Below are 18,656 nucleotides of genomic sequence, written 5' to 3' on the forward strand. Positions count from 1 at the left end.
GTGCGGGCAGCATCGACGTGGCCGGTCCGGACGCGTCGACCACGGGGAGTCCGCCGCATGGAGTTTCTGCTGTTCGGGGCGGTGCAGCTGCGCGTCGCGGGAGAGCCGCTGGACGTCGGGACCCCACGACAGCAGGCCATTCTCGCGGCATTGGCGGTCGATGCCGGGCGCCCGGTTCCGATGGAGACGCTGATCGATCGGGTTTGGGGTGAAAACCCGCCGGAAGAGGCGCGCAATGTCGTCTATTCCCACCTGAGCCGAATACGCCGGCTCCTCGATCGGGTGACGGAACTGACCGGCACGCCGGCCGGGGTCACCCGGAAAACCGCGGGTTACCTGCTGGAAATCGACCCCGGCGTCGTCGACCTGCACCGGTTCGCCCACCTGGTCGACCGGGGCAACGATCTTCGCGCCACCGACGCCGACCGGGCCGCCGCGTTGTCGGAGGCCCTGCGCGGCTGGCGGGGTGCGCCGCTGGCCGGCCTCCACGGTGATTGGGCCGAGCAGGTCCGCACGGCCTGGCACCGCCGCCGGCTCGACGCGGCCGTCGCCTGGGGCGAGCTGGAACTGCGGCTCGGCCGGCCCGGCGCGGTCATCGGCGCGCTGCCCGAGCTGGCCGCGGAGTACCCGCTCGCGGAGCCGCTCGAAGCGTTGCTCATGCGCGCGCTGCACGCCGCGGGACGGGACGCGGAGGCGATCGAGCGCTACGCCGCCGTCCGCACCCGGCTCGCCGACGCGCTCGGCACCGACCCCGGCGCCGAGCTGCGGGCCCTGCACGGCGAGATCCTGCGGGGCGAGTTGCCGCCCGGCCCGCGCGCCGCACCGGCTTCCATCCCCGCGCAGCTGCCCCCGGACACGCCGGGGTTCGCGGGCCGGGAGCGGGCGCTGCGCCGCCTCGGCGAGATCGAGAGCGAGCGGTCCCCCGCCCCGCGGATCGTCGTGCTGTCGGGCACCGCCGGCGTCGGCAAGACGGCCCTGGCGTTGCACTGGGCCCACTCGGTGGCCGACGAGTTCCCCGACGGCCAGCTGTACGTGAACCTGCGCGGTTTCGATCCGACCGGGTCGCCGGTGGCTCCGGCCGACGCGGTGCGCGGGTTCCTCGAAGCCCTCGACGTCCCCGACAACCGGATCCCCCGCACCCTCGACGCGCAGGCCGGCCTGTACCGGACGCTCCTGGCGAACCGGCGCGTCCTGGTCGTGCTGGACAACGCCCGGGACGCCGGGCAGGTGCGGCCGCTGCTGCCCGGCGCACCGGGCAGCGTGGTGCTGGTGACCAGCCGCGACCAGCTCACCGGTCTGGTCACGGCCGGCGCCCGTCCCCTCGCCGTCGACCTCCTGGACACAGCGGAGGCGCGGGAGCTGCTGCGCGGCCGGCTGGGCGCGGACCGGATCGCGGCCGAGCCCGCGGCGGCGGACGAGATCATCACCCTGTGCGCCCACCTGCCGCTGGCCCTGGCGGTGGTGGCGGCGCGCGCGGCGATCCACCCCGGTTTCGGGCTGGCCGCGCTGGCCGGCCAGCTGCGGGACGCGCGTGGCCTCGACGAGTTCGCCGCCGCCGACCCGGCGACCGACCCCCGGGCGGTGTTCTCCTGGTCGTACCTGCGCCTGGATCCCGCGGCGGCCCGGCTGTTCCGCCTCCTCGGCCTGCACCCCGGCCCGGACCTCGGCACACCGGCGGCGGCGAGCCTGGCCGGGCTGCCCGCGGGACGGACCCGGGTGCTGCTGACCGAGCTGGCGCACGCGCACCTGATCGCCGAGCCGGCCCCCGGCCGCTACACCCTGCACGACCTGCTGCGCGCCTACGCCGCGGAGCTGGCGTTCGAGGAGGAGTCCCCCGCCGGGCGGGCCGGGGCGGCGCACCGGCTGCTCGGCCACTACGCCCACACCGCCTACCTCGCCGACGGCTTCCTCGACCCGCGGCTGGAAGTGCCGCCCGAGCTGACCCCGCTGCCCGAGGGAGCCGAGCCGGACCGGATCACCGACCACCGGCGGGCGCTGGCGTGGTTCGAGGCCGAGCACCGGGTGCTGCTGCAGGCCGTCCACGCGGACGCGGAGTTCGACGCCCGGGTCTGGGAGCTCGCCTGGTCGATGCAGCGGTTCCTGAACATGCGCGGGTACTGGCACGACGAGAAGGAAGTGCTCACCACCGCACTGGCCGCCGCGCGCCGGCTCGGTGACCGGCGCAAGCAGGCCTTCGCCCACCTGCACCTGGGCGGCACGCACGCCAGGTTCGGCCGGCACGCCGAAGCCGGCACCGACCTCGGAGCGGCCCTCGAGTTGTACCGCGCGAGCGCCGACGTCGTCGGGCAAGCCCACGCCCACCGCCAGTTCGCCTGGCTGCTCGACAAGCAAGGCCTCGCCGCGGACGCGCTCCCGCACGCCGAACAGGCCCTCGAGCTGTTCCAGGCGGCCGGGCACCGAGCAGGCGAGGCGACGGCGCTCAACGCCGTCGGCTGGTTCCACACCCTGCTCGGCGCGCACGCCAAGGCCATCGGGTTCTGCCAGCAGGCCCTCGACCTGCAGACGCAGCTCGGCGACCAGATGGGCGCCACCCAGAGCTGGCACAGCATCGGCTACGCCCACAAGCAGCTCGGGGACCACCCCCGGGCGATCGCCTGCTACGAGCGGGCGCTGGAGATCGTGCACCGCAACGGAAACCTCGTGACGGAGGCGCGGGTGCTGATCGAGCTCGCCAACCTCCGCCACGAACTGGGCGAGGTCGAGGCCGCCCGGGCCGGCTGGCAACAGGCGCACGACATCCTCGTCCACCTCGCGCACCCGGAGGCGGACGAAGTACGGATGAGATTGGCCGAAGTACACAGTGGATAGTCACCGAACCGGAGGAAACAATGTCCAAAAAGGACCAGCCGACGGGCCTCACCGATTTCTGGCCGAATCTGAAGAAACTGGCCAAGGCGCTCCCGGAGGAGCAGCAAAAATTCCTTTCCGCGGTGCTCTGGTTCGCCTGGCTCGCGACGGCAAAAGAGGACGCGGTCGAGCGCCGGATCGCGGAGGCTTTCGGTTCCGAGTTCCACGAGTCCTTCACGCCGGAGCAGCAGGAGTTGCTGGTGAACTACCAATCCGACTCCTCGGCGGCGTTCGTGGTGCCGCGGTTCATCAAGGCCTTCATCCGGTAGCACCCGAAGCCGCCGCGTGCGGGGTTGGAGCCCGGCCATGACCACGTCACCCGTTGTCCTCGTTTCGATGCCGTTCCTCGACGCCGATCGGCCGTCCATCCAGCTCGGGCTGCTCAAGGCGATCGGGGAACGGCACGGGTTCCCCGTCCGCACGCTGCACCTGAACCTCGACTTCGCCGTCCGGATCGGCCTCGAGCGGTACCGGAAGCTCGCCGACCACCGCGGCCGGCAGCTCGGCGACTGGCTCTTCTCCGTCGCGGCCTTCGGCGACGCCGCACCGGACCCGGACGGCAAGCTGCTCGCCGAGGTCGGCGCCGAACTGTCCTACCTGGACGACCCCGCCGGGGCGGCACCGGACTGGCTGGCGGCCGTCCGGGACCGGGACGTGCCCGCGTTCCTCGACGCCGTCGCCGACGAGCTCGCCGGAGCCCGGATCGTCGGCTTCAGCTGCACCTTCCAGCAGAACGTGGCGTCGTTCGCGCTGGCCCGCCGGCTCAAGGAGCGCGATCCCGGGGTCGTCACCGTGTTCGGCGGGGCCAACTTCGACGGCGAGATGGGCCTGGAGCTGGTCCGGTCCGTCGACTGCATCGACTTCGCCGTGCTCGGCGAAGGGGACGTCGCGTTCCCGCGCCTGCTGGAGGCGCTGACGACCGGCACGGACCCGGCAACCGTCCCCGGGGTCGCCCGCCGGGCCGGCGGCTCCGGCGGCGAGGTCGTCTCGGCTCCCGGCGAGGCGCCGCACGACCGGCTCGACGACCTGCCGGTGCCGGACTACGACGAGTACTTCGAGCGGGCCGGCCGGCTGGGGCTGCCCACCGGGCACGTCGCCCTGCCGTTCGAGTCGGCGCGCGGGTGCTGGTGGGGCGCCAAGCACCACTGCACGTTCTGCGGGCTCAACGGCACCACCATGCGGTTCCGCGCCAAGTCGCCGTCCCGGGTGCTCGGCGAACTGGACCGGCAGGCGCGGCGGTACCGGACGTTCCGGTTCGACGCGGTCGACAACATCATGGAGCCCGGCTACCTCAAGACGCTGGTCCCGGCCCTGGCCGAGGCCGGCCGGGAGTACCAGCTCTTCTACGAGGTCAAGGCGAACCTGTCCCGCGCCCAGCTGAAGCTGCTCGCCGCGGCCGGCGTCACGCAGCTGCAGCCCGGCTTGGAGTCGCTGAGCTCCGAAGTGCTCCGGCTGATGGACAAGGGGGTCCGGGCGGCGCAGAACGTCAACCTCCTGCGCTGGGCCCGCTACTACGGCATCTCCGTCGCCTGGAACATCCTCTGGGGGTTCCCGGGCGAACCGGCCGGGGCGTACGCCGAACAGGCGGCGGTCATCCCGCACCTGGTCCACCTCCAGCCACCCGCCGGCGCGTCCCGGCTCTGGCTCGAGCGGTTCAGCCCGCTGTTCACCCGGCCCGGCCGGTTCCCGCTGCGGGCGCGGGAACCCGAGCCCAGCTACCGGCAGGTCTACCCACCCGCGGTGGACGTCCGCCGGGTCGCCTACTTCTTCGAGTACGAACCCGAGGACGAGTTGCCCGCGGAGGTCTACGCGCCGCTGCGGGAGGCGGTTTCGGCGTGGTCGGCGGCCTGGCGGGCGGCCCCGGAACCGGTGCTGGTGTACCGCTGCGCCCCGGGGTTCCTGCAGATCTACGACGGCCGCCACCCCGGCAGCCGCGGCACCCACACCTTCCGCGACACGCTCGCCGAGCTCTATCTCGCCTGTGTGGACCGGCCCCGCACCGCCGCGGCCGTGCACCGCGAACTCGGCCTCACCGTGGGCGTGCCCGCGGTCGAAGCCGCCTTCCGGCAGTTCGGGGCGCGGGGGCTGATGTTCCTCGACGGGAACCTCGCCCTCTCCCTCGCCCTGCCCGCGACACCCGGCCGGTGACCCGTATCAAGCGCCTCCCCCGCGGCTCTGTCCGGCGGTAGCACTGCGCACGAGCGGAAAGGCACTCGACATGGACCCGTCGGTCATCATGGAGGCGGCGAACGCCTCAGCGAAACGGCTCAGCGGCTGGACGCCGTGGGAATTCACCTGGGGGCTGATCCGGAAGGGGGACTGCACGATGTTCGAGGGCGCCAAGTGGACCCTGTTCCCCGACGGGACCGCCGCCTTCGACGCCACGGTGACCAGCGGGGACGACGATGACGCCTGGGTCATCTGGCACGTCGACCTGCTCGACGCCAACCGGGCGATCCTGGGGTCGCTGGCCACCGAACACCCGGTCGGCGGCGACTGGCGCAAGTTCGTGCAGAACATGCCGAGCAGCGCCGAACGCTACCGGTTCCGGGCCTGGGCGACCTTCGACACCGGCCTCTGGGACGACATCGTCCACCTCAAGATGCATTCGAGCTGCTGACCGGCCGGTGGCCGGTTCCGCGGTGGCGGAACCGGCCCACGGGACCCGCCTTCTCAGCCGCGCACGTCCTGCCGGGACAGCTCGACCGGAGCCGGCGTGACCGCCAGCGCGTGCACCGCCACGCCCGCCGCCGTCGGCGCCAGGTCCGCCGGCAGCTCGTAGGCGTCCGCCGCGTCGATGTCGACCTGGTAGCCGAGGTCGCCGAGGGAAGCGACGGTGACCCGGCTGAGCGGGTTCGGGGCGTGGCCGACGAAGCCGGTCATCAGCTCGTTGCCGAAGGTGCGGTCCCGCCAGTGCACGTCCCGGGTGCCCGGCCCGCCGGTGTCCTCCACCGGCACCCGCACCGGCTCGCCGGCCCCGAGCAGCAGCTTGTGGTACTCGGCCATCGCCGCCGGGCCGGCGAACACCGGGTCGCTGGTGCCCTTGCCGACCAGCAGGCCCTTGGGGCCCCAGAGCGAGCCGACGCCGAGGACGTGGCCCATCTCGTGGGTGATCACGTCCTCGAGAATGCCGGTGGCCTCCATCTTGGCCAGGTCGGCCCGGTCGAACGTCATTTCCCCGCGGACCGGCAGCAGCGCCCACGGTTCGGGGCCCGCCGGCCGCACGTGGGTGATGCGCGCCTGGCCGAGGATGTGGCCCTCGCCGTCGATGTCGGCGCCCTTGGCGACGATCAGCACGTCGTCGATCGGTTCGCCCTCGAACACGACGTCCGGCAGGTCGCCGACGATCACCGTCGCCCAGCGGTCGGCGGCCGCGGCGAAGGCGTCCTGCTGGACCTGGGTCAGCCCGCCGGCGAACTCGACGGTGATGGTGAACGGCGAAGTGGTGCCCGTCAGCAGCCGGGCGCGTTCGGCGTCGGCGCGGGCGTGGTGGGTCTTCGGTTCCGGCATGGTCGTTCCTTCCGCAGTGGGAGCTGTGCCGGACAGAGCCCGGAAACGTCCGGCAGATACACCGGCGTTCCCGGCGTATTTCCCCGGCGGCTCGCGGCTCCGTCTCGATGACGGAAGGGGACAAACCGTGAGCGTCCTGCTGATCCTTCTCGCGTTGTCGCTGGTGGCCGTGCTGCTCTGGCGACGACGCCGCCGCCGCGCGGACCGGCCCGCGGCGCTCCTCGCCGGCCCGCCCGGCGGGATCCCGGCGTTCCGGATCGTCACACTCGGGCTGCAGGGCTCGGGCAAGACGCTGCTGCTGACCGGGATCTACCGCCGGCTGCAGACCCCGGGTGACCGCGGCTTCTACCTGCGCGTGCCGCACGAGCAGCTGATCGAGCTGAACCGGTGGTACCGCAAGGCGGCCGACGTCCACGAAGAGTGGCCGCGCGGCACCACCCGCGGGGAACTGCGCGAGTTCGAGTTCAGCGTGCTGACCGACGTCGCCGGCGCGGCCGAACCCGTCGTCAAGCTCGGCTACCTCGAGTACCCGGGCGAACTGCTGACCGACCCGGACGCGCCGGGCTCGACCGCGCAGGCGACGCTGCTGGAAGCGATCGCCGACGCCGACGCGCTCGTCGGCATCATCGACGGCTTCCGCCTGCTGCAGGCCGAACAGGGCGACCAGCGGGGCATGCTGATGCTCGAGGCGTCCCTCGACGCGATGATCAACGCGATGCTGCCGGTGCGCAGCCCGATCGTCTTCGTCATCACCAAGTGGGACCTGCTCGACCACCTGCACCCGGACGAGAACGAGCGGCTGCGGATCGTCCGCGACCGGCTGATGCGGACGCCGGGGTTCGCCGACCTGGTCAAGGTGCACAGCGCCCGCCGGATCGTGCGGCTGATCCCGGTGACCGCGGTCGGGCACGACTTCGCCGTCTTCTCGGACGGCATGGTCCGGAAGAAGCCCGACGGGCAGTTCCGGCCCGGCAACGTCGAAGCCGCGTTGTCGGTGGTCGTGCCGGACATCCTGCGCCAGACCGAACTCGCCCTCGACCGGGCCACCCGCGCGGAGCTGCTCGAGGCCGCGCAACGGCGGCTGCGGATGGGCCCGGCCGAGGCACTGCGAACCCTCGGCGGCTACCTCACCGCGCACGCCGCGCGGGTGCTGGCCTCCGCGGTCGGCGCGGGCCTGGTCGCCGAGTCGAGCCTGATGCTGCTGCTGGACACCCTGCGCCCGCACGACGACCCGGCCGAGCGCGGCGCCCGGATGGCCCGGCTCGGCGAGGCCGACCAGCTGGCCGAGCACTACGTCCAGGCCCGCCGGCGCGTGGTCGGCGAGCTGCAGCGGCAGGTCGCGGTGCTCGAAGCGAAACTGCCGGTGTCCCGCCTCGGCGGCGACCGCTGGGGCGACTGGTGACCGGCCGGGCGTGGCCGTTCCTGATCGCCCGCGGACGGCGGCGCGGCTACTCGGCCCTGCTGGTGCCGGGCTTCCTGCCGGAGCACGGGTTCCTCGAAGCCACCGCGACACCGCTGGACGACGTGCCATCGCGTGCCGCGCCGACACCGTACGGGGTGCTGGTCTGGGCCGAGCACGCCGTGACCGAGGTGGAATCCGGCGGCGAACCCCGCGACGAGTACGGCCGCCCGCTCGTGCTGCTGCACGGGTTCCTCTGCCCCGACGGCGATCCCGCGACCGTCGCGGGCGCGTTGTCCCGGACGCGGGCCGTCGCGCTCACGGTGTACGGCCGGTTCCTCGCCGGCGAAGAGGACTTCCGGGCGGAGCGTTCGGAGCCGTTCGCGATCGACGTGGTGGCGCGCCCGCGCGTGTCGCCGGCCGAAGCGCCGGTGCGGTCCCGGCGCGGCCTCGCGTGGGCGGGCGCCGGCGGGCTGGTGGCGGCGGGCGCGGTGGCCGCGGTGGTGGGGTTCGCCTCCGGCGGTGCGGCGCCACCGCCGGTGTGCGGCGCCGACGTCGTCGCACTCACAGTCGCACCGACGTCTCCGGCGTCTCCGGCGGCGACTTGCGTGCGCGGGGGAACGACCGTGACGTACTCACCGTCGCCGTCCGGCCGGCCGCGGTGAACCGGGGTCAGGACGTCACGGCGAGGCCCTCGGGTTCGCTGCCGACGGGCACGGTCGCGACGACCGTGTTCGTCGCGATGTCGATCACCGACATCGAGCCCGACGCCGAATTCGTGACGAAGACGTAGCTGGTGTCGGGGGCCGCCGCCACGCCTTCGGGCTCGCCCTGCACCGGGATCGTCACCGGCGGGTTCCGGCCGAGCAGGGACACCGTGCCGGAGCCGGCGTTGGCGACGTAGACCTGCCCGCGCGGGGTGACCGCGACCCCCATCGGCACCTCCCCGACCGGTTGCGTCGTCATCAGCGTCGGCCCGGCGGCGTTGATGGCGTTCACGCTGTTGGCGCCGGTCGCGGCCACGTAGACGCGGTCGCCGACCGGGCTGGTCGCGATCCCGGCCGGGAACCGGCCCACCGGCAGCGTGGCCACGACCCGGTCGGTCCCGGCGTCGATGACCGACACAGTGGCCGCACCGTTGTTGGTGACGTACACCCGGCGCCCGTCCGGGCTGGCGGCCGGGCTGTGCGGGAACCGGCCCACCGGGATCTGCCGCACGACCGTGTTCGTCGCGGTGTCGAGCACCGAGACCGTGTCGGCCCCGAAGTTCGTCACGTAGGCGTGCGAACCCGCGACCGCCGCACCGAACGGGTGCAGGCCCACCGGCACCGTGGCCACGGTGGAGTACGTGCGGGCGTCGATCACCGAAACGGTGTCGGAGAGCTCGTTGGTGACGTAGACCCGGTCCCCGCCGGGGGCCGCGCCGACGCCGACCGGTGACCGGCCGACCCGGACGGTGGCGACCACCTCCTGCATCCGGGTGTCGTACACGGTGACGTTGTCCGAACCGCTGTTGGCCACGAACACCTGCACCCGCGCGGGATAGGCGTGCGCGTCCGGGCCGAGCGAGGCGGCGGCCAGCAGCAGCGCCGCCAGTACCCCGCCGGCCCGCCCGGCGCGGGGGCGTCGCGCCCGCGGAATCGTCGTCGCGCCATTGCCGAATGACATAACCTTCTCCGGTTCAGCAGCCAACCCTGCCCTTGATCGAAAACGAAGGCTCTCGTGATCGGACGCCTTCGGGGAAGCCGGTCGGCGAAGCGCTTGTGGCGCGCCGTTTCCCGGGCCGGGATCACGCTAACCGACGGTTCGGCGAACCGGCCACCGGAACAAGATCATGATCGCCTTGATGAGTGAACCCGGCGCCGGGACCCGGTATTCGCCGCATAAACCTTTTCAACCCGACCGGGTGGCACGGACGTCGCGGAAAACGGGTCTCGGCGCCATTTCCGGTGATTCACGAAAACGAGGAGGAGCCCCAGCCGGTGCTCGGCTGGGGCTCCTCTCGGATCACTCAGGTGCTAGCGCTGCAGCGTCAGCACGCCCGGGCGCCACGGGAGGCGGTTGTAGTCGCCGCCCGCTGCCGGGTCCTTGCCCTGGTAGAGGAACTGGAGGTTGCAGGGGTCGATGGTCTTGGTCTGGTCGGGGTTGGTGCGGACCAGGTCGCCGTGGCTGATGTCGTTGGTCCAGCTCGCACCGCTGTTGGCCTTGCCCGCGAACGGCCGGCTCTCACTGGCCGCCTGCGGGGTCCACGAACCGCTCAGGCTGTTCGAGGTGAACGACCGGAAGTAGCGGCCGCCCGAGCCCATCGCCTCGACGATCATCAGGTACTGGTTCTGGCCCTGGACCTTGTAGACCTCGACGGCCTCGAACAGGTTGGCCTGCGTGTCGCTCATGATCGTCGTGTAGTTCGACCCGAAGCTGCCCGGGAAGTTCCCGATCGGCATGCTCGCCCGGTAGATCTTGCCGTTGTCACCGGCGAAGAACAGGTACATGTTCGAGCCGTCGGCGATCAGGGTCTGGTCGATCGGGCCGGTGCCGGAGCCGGAGATGCTGCCGGTGAACAGCGGCTGCGGCGCGGACCACCCGTTGGGGTTGGTCGGGTCGCTCGACGTGCGGTAGATGAACGGCCACTGCCCCCACTGGTAGGCCAGCACCCAGATGTTCTTGGGCGCGAAGTAGAACAGCGTCGGGGCGACCGTGCCGGAGTTCATCCCGTTCTGGCCGGCCGAAGCCATGTCCGACCAGTTCGTGAACGGGCTGAAGGCCATCGAGCCGTACGACCCGGACGAGTTGACCGTCGAGCCGTAGACCAGGTGCTTGCCGTTGTAGACGACGTTGGTGAAGTCCTTGAGCGACAGCCACCCGTTCTTCGGCTGCGCCAGCGCACCCGAGGAGGACCAGCGGTAGGTCGAGGGCAGGGAGCAGCCGGTGCCGCCGCCGGTCGTCGTCGTGGTGGTGGTCGGCGTGGTGCCGGACAGGCCGGTCCACTGCTGGTTGCTGCCGCCGTGGCAGGTCCACATGGCGACCGCGGTGCCGTTGGCCGTGCCGGCGCCGGTGACGTCCAGGCAGAGCCCGGACTGGACTCCGACGACCGAGCCGTCGGAGTTCACCCGCCACTGCTGGTTGGCCCCGCCGTGACAGGTCCAGATCTGCACCTTGGTGCCGGCGGTGGTCCCGCTGCCGGCCACGTCCAGGCACTTGTTGCCGAACACCGTCAGCTGGCCGCTGGCGGTCGACGTCCACTGCTGGCCGGCACCGCCCGAGCAGTCGTAGATCTGTACCCCCGTGCCGTCGGCCTGGTTGGCGTTCTGGACGTCCAGGCAGCGGCCCGAACCGACGCCGCGCAGGGCGCCGGTGGCGTCGGCTTCCGCGGCGCCGGCCCCGAACAACGCCGTCACCGCGACCGTCGCCGCGGCGGCGGACACGGCCATCAGGTGCCGGCTCCTGCGGCTGATGCTTCTTCTGTTCATGACGATCTTCTCCCGGTCAGCTACCCGCCGTTGGACGGCCAGATCGGTATTCGTCCAAGCAAGACTGTTATCGCTAACATGCGTCGGGCAAGCCTGAACTTCCGGCAGCGTGATTGTCAATGCACGCGCACCGGCCCAGCCGCTTCCGGCGCCGGACCGGGACGCTTTGCCTCCTCAGGACCACTGTCCGCGGTCCACAAAGGACAACCGAACCGTGAAACTTACACGGCTCGCCGCCCGTCGAAACTTTCGAGACCGCTGGTCACGGCCTCAGCGGCCGACCTTGCGATCGGCCCAGCCGATCACCGCCCGGAAGTAGTCCGGCGCGTTGGGCGCGTAGTTGATCGCGTGCCCGTAGCCCTGCAGCGCATACGTCGTCAGATCCACTCCGGCCGCGTAGTACGGCGCCTCCGACGTCTTGATCCCGCCCGCCGACGCACAATCGGTCGCCAGCAGCCCGCAGAACACCGTGTCCTGGCCCAGCACGACCATCACCGGGCGATTGATCAGCAGCGAATACGGCGCGATGATGCCGATCGGGAAGAGATCGGCCGCCTGCTCGTAGGCCGAGGTGTCCTTGGTCGCCTCGTCGAAGGCGATCGCGCCGTCGACCTTGGGCCCCGGCGCGTGGAAGATCGCGTACCGGCTGCCCGGCGTCGTCGTCAGGTAACCGGGGTCGTAGCCGCCCGTGGCGAACCGCGGGTCGAGCAGGGCCGGATAGGTCGCGGCGAACACCGCCGCCGTCCCGGTCAGGTTCAGCTTGTGGGCCAGCCCGGTCACCAGCACCGCGTCGACGTCCCGGAACGTCCCCGCCTCGATGCTCGCGGTACCCGACCCGAACGAATGCCCGGCCAGGATCACCTTGCCGAACCGCGCACCCTGCGAACCGGACCGGACCGCCTGGATCACCTGGTGCACCACCGCGGCCTCGGTGACCGTCGTCAGCACCGCACTCGGCGGAGTCGTGCTGCCCCCGGTACCCAGCCGGTCGAGCGCCAGCGTCGCGTACCCGGCGTTGTTCATCGCCAGCCGGTACGACCGGATCTCCGGCTGGTACCCGATGTCCCAGTACGAACTGTTGTACGTGCCGCCGGGAATCAGCACCTGCACCGTGTTCGCACCCCCCGCGGGCACGCACAGGGTGCCGTGCATCGTCTGCGGGAGCGCCACGAGCGTCACCGGGAAAAACACGTCCCGGCAGCTCGCGCCCTCCGCTCTCGCGGAAACGGGCAGGAGCAGGAAGCCCAGAGCCACCAGCACGAGCACGATGCCCCGCCGGCGACGACCGGCGGCGCGCGTCATCCCACCACGGATTTCGGACACGGGAACATACCTCCGAAGGAAATCAGACGAACAAAACGATCGAAAAAACGGATCAGACCGCGCGCCGGGGCCGCACGGTCATCGGCATCCGATCGGGATAAGCCGCCGACGTCACCGTCAGGCGCACCGGCACCCCCGGCACCGGGAACAGCTCCCACCCGGCCAGCACGGTCGCCGCGACCAGCGTGATCTCGGTGTGCGCGAAGGCCTGCCCGAGGCACTGACGGCCACCCGCACCGAACGGGATGTACGCCCCCCTCGGGACGCGCGCCGCCCGCTCGGGCAGCCAGCGATCGGGATCGAACCGCTCCGGGTCTTCGTGGAACCGCGGATCGAAGTGCAGCGAAAACGGGCTGAACATGACCTCCGTCCCGGCGGGCAGCCGCACCCCGCCGAGCTCGACGTCCCGCAGCGCCCGCCGCATCAGGATCCAGATCGGGTACATCCGCAGCACCTCGCCGACCACCCGGCGCAGGTACGGCAGCTTCCCGACGTCGGCGAACGTGGCCGCCCGGCCGGCCAGGACCTCGTCCACCTCGGCCCGCACCCGACCCGCCACCTCCGGGTGCCGCGCCAGCTCGTGGAACAGCCAGGTCAACGCCACCGCACTGGTCTCGCTGCCCGCGGTGAGCAGCGTGACCACCTCGTCGTAGACCTGGTCGTCGGTCATGCCCTCACCGGTGTCCGGATCCCGGGCCAGCATCAGCATGGACAACAGATCCCCGTGGTCTTCCCCGGTGACCCGCCACCCGGCGATGACCTCGTGCACGATCCCCCGGAGCCGGTCCACGGCCTGGTCGAACCGCCGGTTCGCGGGCACGACCGGCACGTGTTCGAGCACCCGCGGCGACAACGCCCGCACCATCCCCGCCTTGAGCACCACCGGGATCGACCGGCGGGCCTCCGCGACCGCCCTCCGCCCGAGCTCGGTCGCGAACAGCGTCTCCCCGACCACGGTGATGGCCAACCGCTGCATGTCGGCGTCCAGCCGGCGCACCTCACCCGCCCGCCAAGTACCGGTCAGCTCATCGGTGGCCCGCACCATCGTGTCCGCATACGCCGCCAGCCGCGCCGCGTGGAAGGCGGGCTGCACCAGCCGGCGCTGCCGCAGGTGGAACGCACCTTCCGACATCACCAGCCCGTTTCCCATGAACGGCCGGAAACGGTCGAAGATGATCCCTTTCGAGAAGCTCGTCGCCTGGGTGACGAGAACGTGATTGACCAACTCCGGGCTCGTCAGGAAATACGTCTCCAGCGGACCGAGGAACAAGCGCACCATATCGCCGTGCGCACGCAGGGAAGACGTGAACCCGACGCGCCGCCGCAACAACGACGGAGTGTGTCCCAGCAGGAGCCGGCGGCCTGGTGCGACCGGGACGGTCATTTCCTCTCCTTGGCAGTCCGGAAGAGGACTGCCACCCTAGGCCCGATCGGCGGCACGCGACAGCACCCATCGGCTGAATTGCCGTCACACCTATGGCGTAATCGCGGACGCCGCGTGAGTGAGTATGTTCTTCGTTCGACGGTGAGCGAGGTGCACGATGACACAACATCAAGAAGAGGAATGGGTCCCTCCGGGTATCGACACGACGAAACCCAGCAGTTCCCGGACCTACGACTACCTCCTGGGCGGCGCCCACAATTTCCAGGCCGACCGCGCCGCCGCGGAACAGGCCGAAAAGATCATGCCCGGCATCCGGGACGTCGCCCGGCTCAACCGCGCGTTCCTCGGCCGGGTCGTGCGCACCCTGATGGACCTGGGCATCCGCCAGTTCCTCGACATCGGCTCGGGAATCCCGACCGTGGGCAACGTCCACCAGATCGCCGGCGAAATCGACCCGCGCTGCCGGGTCGTCTACGTCGACCGCGACCCGATCGCCGTCGCGCACAGCAAGATGCTCCTGCGCACCAGCGAAAACGCCACCATCGCGCACGCCGACTTCACCGGCCCCGACGACCTCTTCGCCGACCCGGACGTGCGCCGCCTCGACTTCACCGAACCGATCGGGCTGCTGATGGTCGCCATGCTGCACTGGATCCCCGACGCCAGCGACCCGCACACCCTGCTCGCCGAGTACCGCCGCCGCGTCCCGGCCGGCAGCTACCTGGCCATCTCGCACATGATCAGCGACCAGGAAGGCAACCGGATCAACACCGCCGTGGGCAACTTCAACCAGGCCCGCGGCCAGGACCAGGCGACCACCCGCACGTACGAGGAAGTCGAGACGATGTTCGGCGACTTCGAGCTCGTCGAACCCGGCCTGGTCGGCTGCGCCCTGTGGCGCCCGGGCGGTCCAGGTGACATTTCCAATGATCCGTATACCAACACCCAGCTCTACGGCGGAGTGGCTCGAAAAATCATCAAGTAAACCGCCATATATGACGTTATACAGAAAGGTTTGATGCTCAGGCCGGGCCGAGCAACGCGATCGACGCGCGCACCGCGACCTCGGTGACGTCCCCGGCCCGGCCGCCGTCCTCCACTGTCGTGGCGATCAGCTCGCGCAACCCGCCCAGGAGCATGATCGACAGCTGCCGCGAAGGCGGGCTGATCCCCGCCGCGCGCAGTGCAGGTGTGTCGGTCAGCTGCTGGGTCATCGTGATGAACGCTTCCATCACGTCGCGCTGCAGTTCGCGGGCCGCGGCGCCCAGCGCCGGTACGTCGCGGATCCAGCTCAGCGTGATCGCCGGCTCGGCTTCGGCACAGGCGATCCACGTCTCGATCGCCTGGCGCACCTGGGCTTTCCACGGCGCCTGTGGATCCACCGCCTCGGAGATCTGCTGGATCATCGAGCGGTTCGCCTCCGCCAGGAGCGCGATCAGGCACTCTTCGCGACTGGAGAAGTGCTCGTAGAACGTCCGGCGGGACGTGCGGGCGCGGCGGACGACGTCGGCGACCGTCGTGTCGCGGAAGCCCACCTCGGTGATCGACCCGGCCAGCCCGTCCAAGAGGCGCTGCCGGTGCCGGCGGGTGTCGACGTCCACGGAAGTCACGCTATACCCCTCCCTTGAAACGGGATGGTACACCGGCGTACCGTACCGACGGTACGTTCGCGTACCACCTTCCGGGAGGGTCGATGACGACCATGACACGCCCCGCGACGCTGCCACCGGGGCCCACCGCGCCACGCGCCGTCCAGGGCGCCTATGCGCTCACCCAGCCCCTGCGCGGCATGCGGCGGCTCAAGGACCGTTACGGGGACGCGTTCACGGTCAACGTGCCGATCTTCGGCAACGCCGTGGTGATCAGCAGCCCCGCGGAGATCAAGCAGCTGTTCACCTCCGGACCCGAACTCGTCGACAACCTCGAGGTCAACCTCGGGCGCGTGCTCGGGCCGCGGTCGATGTTCGCCCTCTCCGGTGACGAGCACAAACGGCAGCGCAAGCTCCTGGTCCCGCACTTCCACGGCCGGCGGCTCGCCGCGTACGAGCGGATCGTCGAGGAAGAAACCGTGCGGGAACTGGCGAGCTGGCCCGAAAACCGCGCGTTCGCCACGCTGCCGTCGATGATGCGGATCACCCTCAACGCCATCCTCCGCGCGGTCTTCGGCGCCGAAGGGGCCGAGTTCGCCGAGCTGCGCGAACTGCTTCCGCCGTTCGTCACCCTCGGCTCGCGGCTGGCCGTGCTGCCCATCCCGAAGAAGGGCCGCTTCAACCCGTGGCGCCGGTTCGAACGGATGCGCCGCGAGTACGACGCCATCGTCGACCGGCTGATCGCCAAGGCGCGCGCCGAAGAAAAGGACGACGTCCTCTCGATGATGCTGCAGACCCGCTACGACGACGGGTCCGGGCTGAGCCGCGAAGAGATCTCCGACCAGCTCCTCACCCTCCTCACCGCCGGCCACGAAACGACCGCGACCACGCTGGCCTGGGCCGTGGAGCGCCTCCGCCGCCATCCCGCGCTGCTCGCCGAGCTGTCCGAAGACCCGAAGCTCCTCGACGCCACCATCCTCGAGGTCCAGCGCACCCGCCCGGTCATCGACCTCACCGCCCGGCAGGTCAAGCAGGACGGCTTCCGGCTCGGCCGGTGGACGCTGCCGAAGGGGTACGCGGTCCTCGTCAGCATCGCCCTGATCCACGACGACGACGCCGTCTTCCCGCACGCGGCCGCCTTCGACCCGCACCGCTTCGAAGGCACGCGCCCGGACCTCTACCAGTGGATCCCGTTCGGCGGCGGCACCCGCCGCTGCCTCGGCGCCGCCTTCGCCACCATGGAGATGACCGTCGTGCTGAGGACCCTGCTGCGGGACTTCACGCTGGTACCGACGACCGAACCCGGCGAACGCTGGCACTCGCGGGGCGTCGCCTACGCCCCGGCCAAGGGCGGCCGCGCGGTCGTGCGCCGCCGGACCACCATCGGAGGTGTTTCTTGACCGAGCAGATCGCCGAGGTCGGACGCGGGATTTCCCTGGCGTGCGAACGGATCGGGGACACCGGCGCCGAGCCGCTGGTCCTCGTCGCCGGGCTGGGCCAGCAGCTGCACAGCTGGCCGGACGCCTTCTGCGCACGGCTCGCCGAGCGCGGGTACGAAGTCATCCGGTTCGACAACCGCGACGCCGGCCGCTCGACGCACCCGCGGTTCCGGCCGCCGAGCCTGCTCGGCATGCTCGCCGGCCGGTTCCCCGCACAGCAGTACGACCTGACGGACATGGCCGCCGACACCGCCGGCCTGTTCGACGCGCTGGACATCGAGACCGCCCACATCGCGGGCGTCTCGATGGGCGGCATGATCTCCCAGACCACCGCCGCGCTGTACCCCGAGCGGATCCGCACCCTCACGTCGATCATGTCGACGACCGGGTCGCGCCTGCTCGGCCGGCCCGCGCTCTCGACGTTGCGGATGATGGGCGCGAAGCCGCCGAAGTCACGCGAAGAGGCGGTCGAGAGCGCCGTCCGGATGTTCCGGCACATCGGCTCGCACGGCTTCCCGTTCGACGAGGCGTTCGTGCGCGAGCTGGCCGGGACGGGCTGGGACCGCGATCCGACGTCCGGCGGCGTCGGCCGCCAGCTCGCCGCGATCATGAAGTCCGGCAACCGGACCCCGCTGCTGCGGAAGATCACCGCGCCGACGCTGGTGATCCACGGCGACCGCGACCGGATGGTGCACCCCACCGGCGGGGCCGCCACCGCCCGGGCCATCCGCGGCGCGCGGCTGGAGACCGTCCGCGGCATGGGCCACGACCTGCCCGAAGGCGCCTGGCCCACGATCCTCGACCTGATCGACCAGCACGCGAGGAGCAGCGATGTCACGACCTCGTAGTCTCACCGGCCGCCCGGTGGTCATCACCGGCGCGGCGTCCGGCATCGGCCGCGCGCTGGCCGGCCGGCTGTCCCGGCTCGGCTCGCCGGTCGCCCTCGCCGACGTCGACGAAGACGGCCTCAAGGCCACCGCGGCCACGCTGCCCGGCAAGGTGCTGACCCGCGTCCTCGACGTCCGCGACGCGGCCGACCAGCTGCGGTTCGCCGCCGAGGTCCGCGACTGGCTCCCGGCGCCGCTGGCCGCGGTGTTCAACAACGCCGGCGTCGCGGTCACCTCGTCGGTGCTCGACGCGGTCCCCGAGGACGACGACTGGCTGCACGACATCAACTTCCACGGGGTCGTGCACGGCACGCGGGCGTTCCTGCCGATCCTCGTCGAGCAGGGCGAAGGCGCGATCGTGAACACCTCCAGCGTGTACGGCCTGCTCGGGGTGCCGTACCAGAGCGCGTACTGCGCGGCGAAGTTCGCCGTCCGCGGCTTCACCGAGTCGCTGCGGCAGGAGCTGCGCGGCACCGACGTCCGCGCGGTGACCGTCCACCCCGGCGGCATCACGACCAACATCGCCCGCAACGCCCGGGTGCGCCGCGATCCCGAGGGCCGGGGCCGCAGCCACGAGCAGATGGCCGCGCAGTTCGAGGCCATGACCATGACGTCGCCGGACAAGGCGGCGGCGATCATCCACGCCGGCGTCGACCGCGGGAAGGCCCGGATCCTGGTCGGCCCGGACGCCTACCTGTTCGACGCGCTAGCCCGGATCACCCCCACCCACTACAACGCCGTGCTGACCCGCGTGCTGCAGCGCGCCCGGCGGACGGAGACCGTCTGA

16 protein-coding genes are annotated in these 18,656 nt (G+C 71.4%); 10 read left to right on the plus strand and 6 right to left on the minus strand.

The annotated features are described in order from the left end of the window. The first annotated feature begins 57 nt into the window (after positions 1-57). The 4 genes from H5965_RS39290 (at position 58) to H5965_RS39305 (ending at position 5,488) form a co-directional block, all read left to right on the plus strand. Entirely contained in the window at positions 58-2,829 is a 2,772-nt protein-coding gene (locus H5965_RS39290) for a BTAD domain-containing putative transcriptional regulator (RefSeq protein ID WP_310976131.1), read from the plus strand. A gap of 20 nt (positions 2,830-2,849) precedes the next feature. After that, entirely contained in the window at positions 2,850-3,137 is a 288-nt protein-coding gene (locus H5965_RS39295) for a hypothetical protein (protein WP_310976132.1), read from the plus strand. Positions 3,138-3,174: 37 nt separating this feature from the next. Next, positions 3,175-5,016: a RiPP maturation radical SAM C-methyltransferase gene (locus H5965_RS39300; RefSeq protein ID WP_310976133.1), complete on the plus strand. Its 1,842-nt coding sequence runs from the start codon at positions 3,175-3,177 to the stop codon at positions 5,014-5,016. A 70-nt stretch (positions 5,017-5,086) separates the two neighbouring features. Next, a complete protein-coding gene (locus H5965_RS39305) occupies positions 5,087-5,488 on the plus strand; it encodes a DUF6294 family protein (RefSeq protein ID WP_310976134.1) in 402 nt (133 codons plus the stop codon). A gap of 53 nt (positions 5,489-5,541) precedes the next feature. On the opposite strand, the gene H5965_RS39310 is transcribed toward H5965_RS39305, so the two are convergent. After that, a complete protein-coding gene (locus H5965_RS39310; RefSeq protein WP_310976135.1) occupies positions 5,542-6,378 on the minus strand; it encodes a leishmanolysin-related zinc metalloendopeptidase in 837 nt (278 codons plus the stop codon). A 127-nt stretch (positions 6,379-6,505) separates the two neighbouring features. Between H5965_RS39310 and H5965_RS39315 the strand changes: the two genes are divergently transcribed. After that, positions 6,506-7,780: a hypothetical protein gene (locus H5965_RS39315; protein ID WP_310976136.1), complete on the plus strand. Its 1,275-nt coding sequence runs from the start codon at positions 6,506-6,508 to the stop codon at positions 7,778-7,780. Further along, positions 7,777-8,442, plus strand: a complete 666-nt coding sequence (locus H5965_RS39320; RefSeq protein WP_310976137.1) for a hypothetical protein — start codon at positions 7,777-7,779, stop codon at positions 8,440-8,442. Before H5965_RS39315 ends, H5965_RS39320 begins: the two co-directional genes overlap by 4 nt. Before the next feature lie 7 nt (positions 8,443-8,449). Here the strand turns inward: H5965_RS39320 and H5965_RS39325 are convergent, their stop codons facing one another. The 4 genes from H5965_RS39325 to H5965_RS39340 form a co-directional block, all read right to left on the minus strand. Then, complete coding sequence (locus H5965_RS39325) at positions 8,450-9,445, minus strand: YncE family protein (protein ID WP_310976138.1); 996 nt, start codon at positions 9,443-9,445, stop codon at positions 8,450-8,452. Between the two features lie 350 nt (positions 9,446-9,795). Further along, positions 9,796-11,247 (minus strand): non-reducing end alpha-L-arabinofuranosidase family hydrolase, encoded by a 1,452-nt coding sequence (locus tag H5965_RS39330; protein WP_310976139.1) that lies wholly within the window; start codon positions 11,245-11,247, stop codon positions 9,796-9,798. 270 nt (positions 11,248-11,517) lie between these two features. Beyond that, positions 11,518-12,570: an alpha/beta hydrolase gene (locus H5965_RS39335; RefSeq protein ID WP_310976140.1), complete on the minus strand. Its 1,053-nt coding sequence runs from the start codon at positions 12,568-12,570 to the stop codon at positions 11,518-11,520. A gap of 52 nt (positions 12,571-12,622) precedes the next feature. After that, complete coding sequence (locus tag H5965_RS39340) at positions 12,623-13,954, minus strand: cytochrome P450 (protein ID WP_310976141.1); 1,332 nt, start codon at positions 13,952-13,954, stop codon at positions 12,623-12,625. 157 nt (positions 13,955-14,111) lie between these two features. Here H5965_RS39340 and H5965_RS39345 point away from each other — a divergent pair, with 157 nt between their 5' ends. Beyond that, positions 14,112-14,939, plus strand: coding sequence for an SAM-dependent methyltransferase (locus H5965_RS39345; RefSeq protein ID WP_310976142.1), 828 nt, complete (start codon positions 14,112-14,114; stop codon positions 14,937-14,939). A gap of 37 nt (positions 14,940-14,976) precedes the next feature. Here the strand turns inward: H5965_RS39345 and H5965_RS39350 are convergent, their stop codons facing one another. Continuing rightward, the gene (locus tag H5965_RS39350; RefSeq protein ID WP_310976143.1) at positions 14,977-15,564 is read right to left on the minus strand and encodes a TetR/AcrR family transcriptional regulator; all 588 of its coding nucleotides are present in this window, start codon (positions 15,562-15,564) and stop codon (positions 14,977-14,979) included. An 83-nt stretch (positions 15,565-15,647) separates the two neighbouring features. Here H5965_RS39350 and H5965_RS39355 point away from each other — a divergent pair, with 83 nt between their 5' ends. The 3 genes from H5965_RS39355 to H5965_RS39365 are packed head-to-tail and all read left to right on the plus strand — an operon-like array spanning position 15,648 to position 18,656. Further along, complete coding sequence (locus H5965_RS39355; RefSeq protein WP_310976144.1) at positions 15,648-16,943, plus strand: cytochrome P450; 1,296 nt, start codon at positions 15,648-15,650, stop codon at positions 16,941-16,943. Continuing rightward, entirely contained in the window at positions 16,940-17,830 is an 891-nt protein-coding gene (locus H5965_RS39360) for an alpha/beta hydrolase (RefSeq protein ID WP_310976145.1), read from the plus strand. Before H5965_RS39355 ends, H5965_RS39360 begins: the two co-directional genes overlap by 4 nt. Further along, entirely contained in the window at positions 17,814-18,656 is an 843-nt protein-coding gene (locus H5965_RS39365) for an SDR family NAD(P)-dependent oxidoreductase (protein ID WP_310976146.1), read from the plus strand. The genes H5965_RS39360 and H5965_RS39365 overlap by 17 nt, the downstream gene beginning before the upstream one ends.

Source organism: Amycolatopsis sp. 505 (assembly GCF_031625235.1).
Taxonomy (GTDB): domain Bacteria; phylum Actinomycetota; class Actinomycetes; order Mycobacteriales; family Pseudonocardiaceae; genus Amycolatopsis.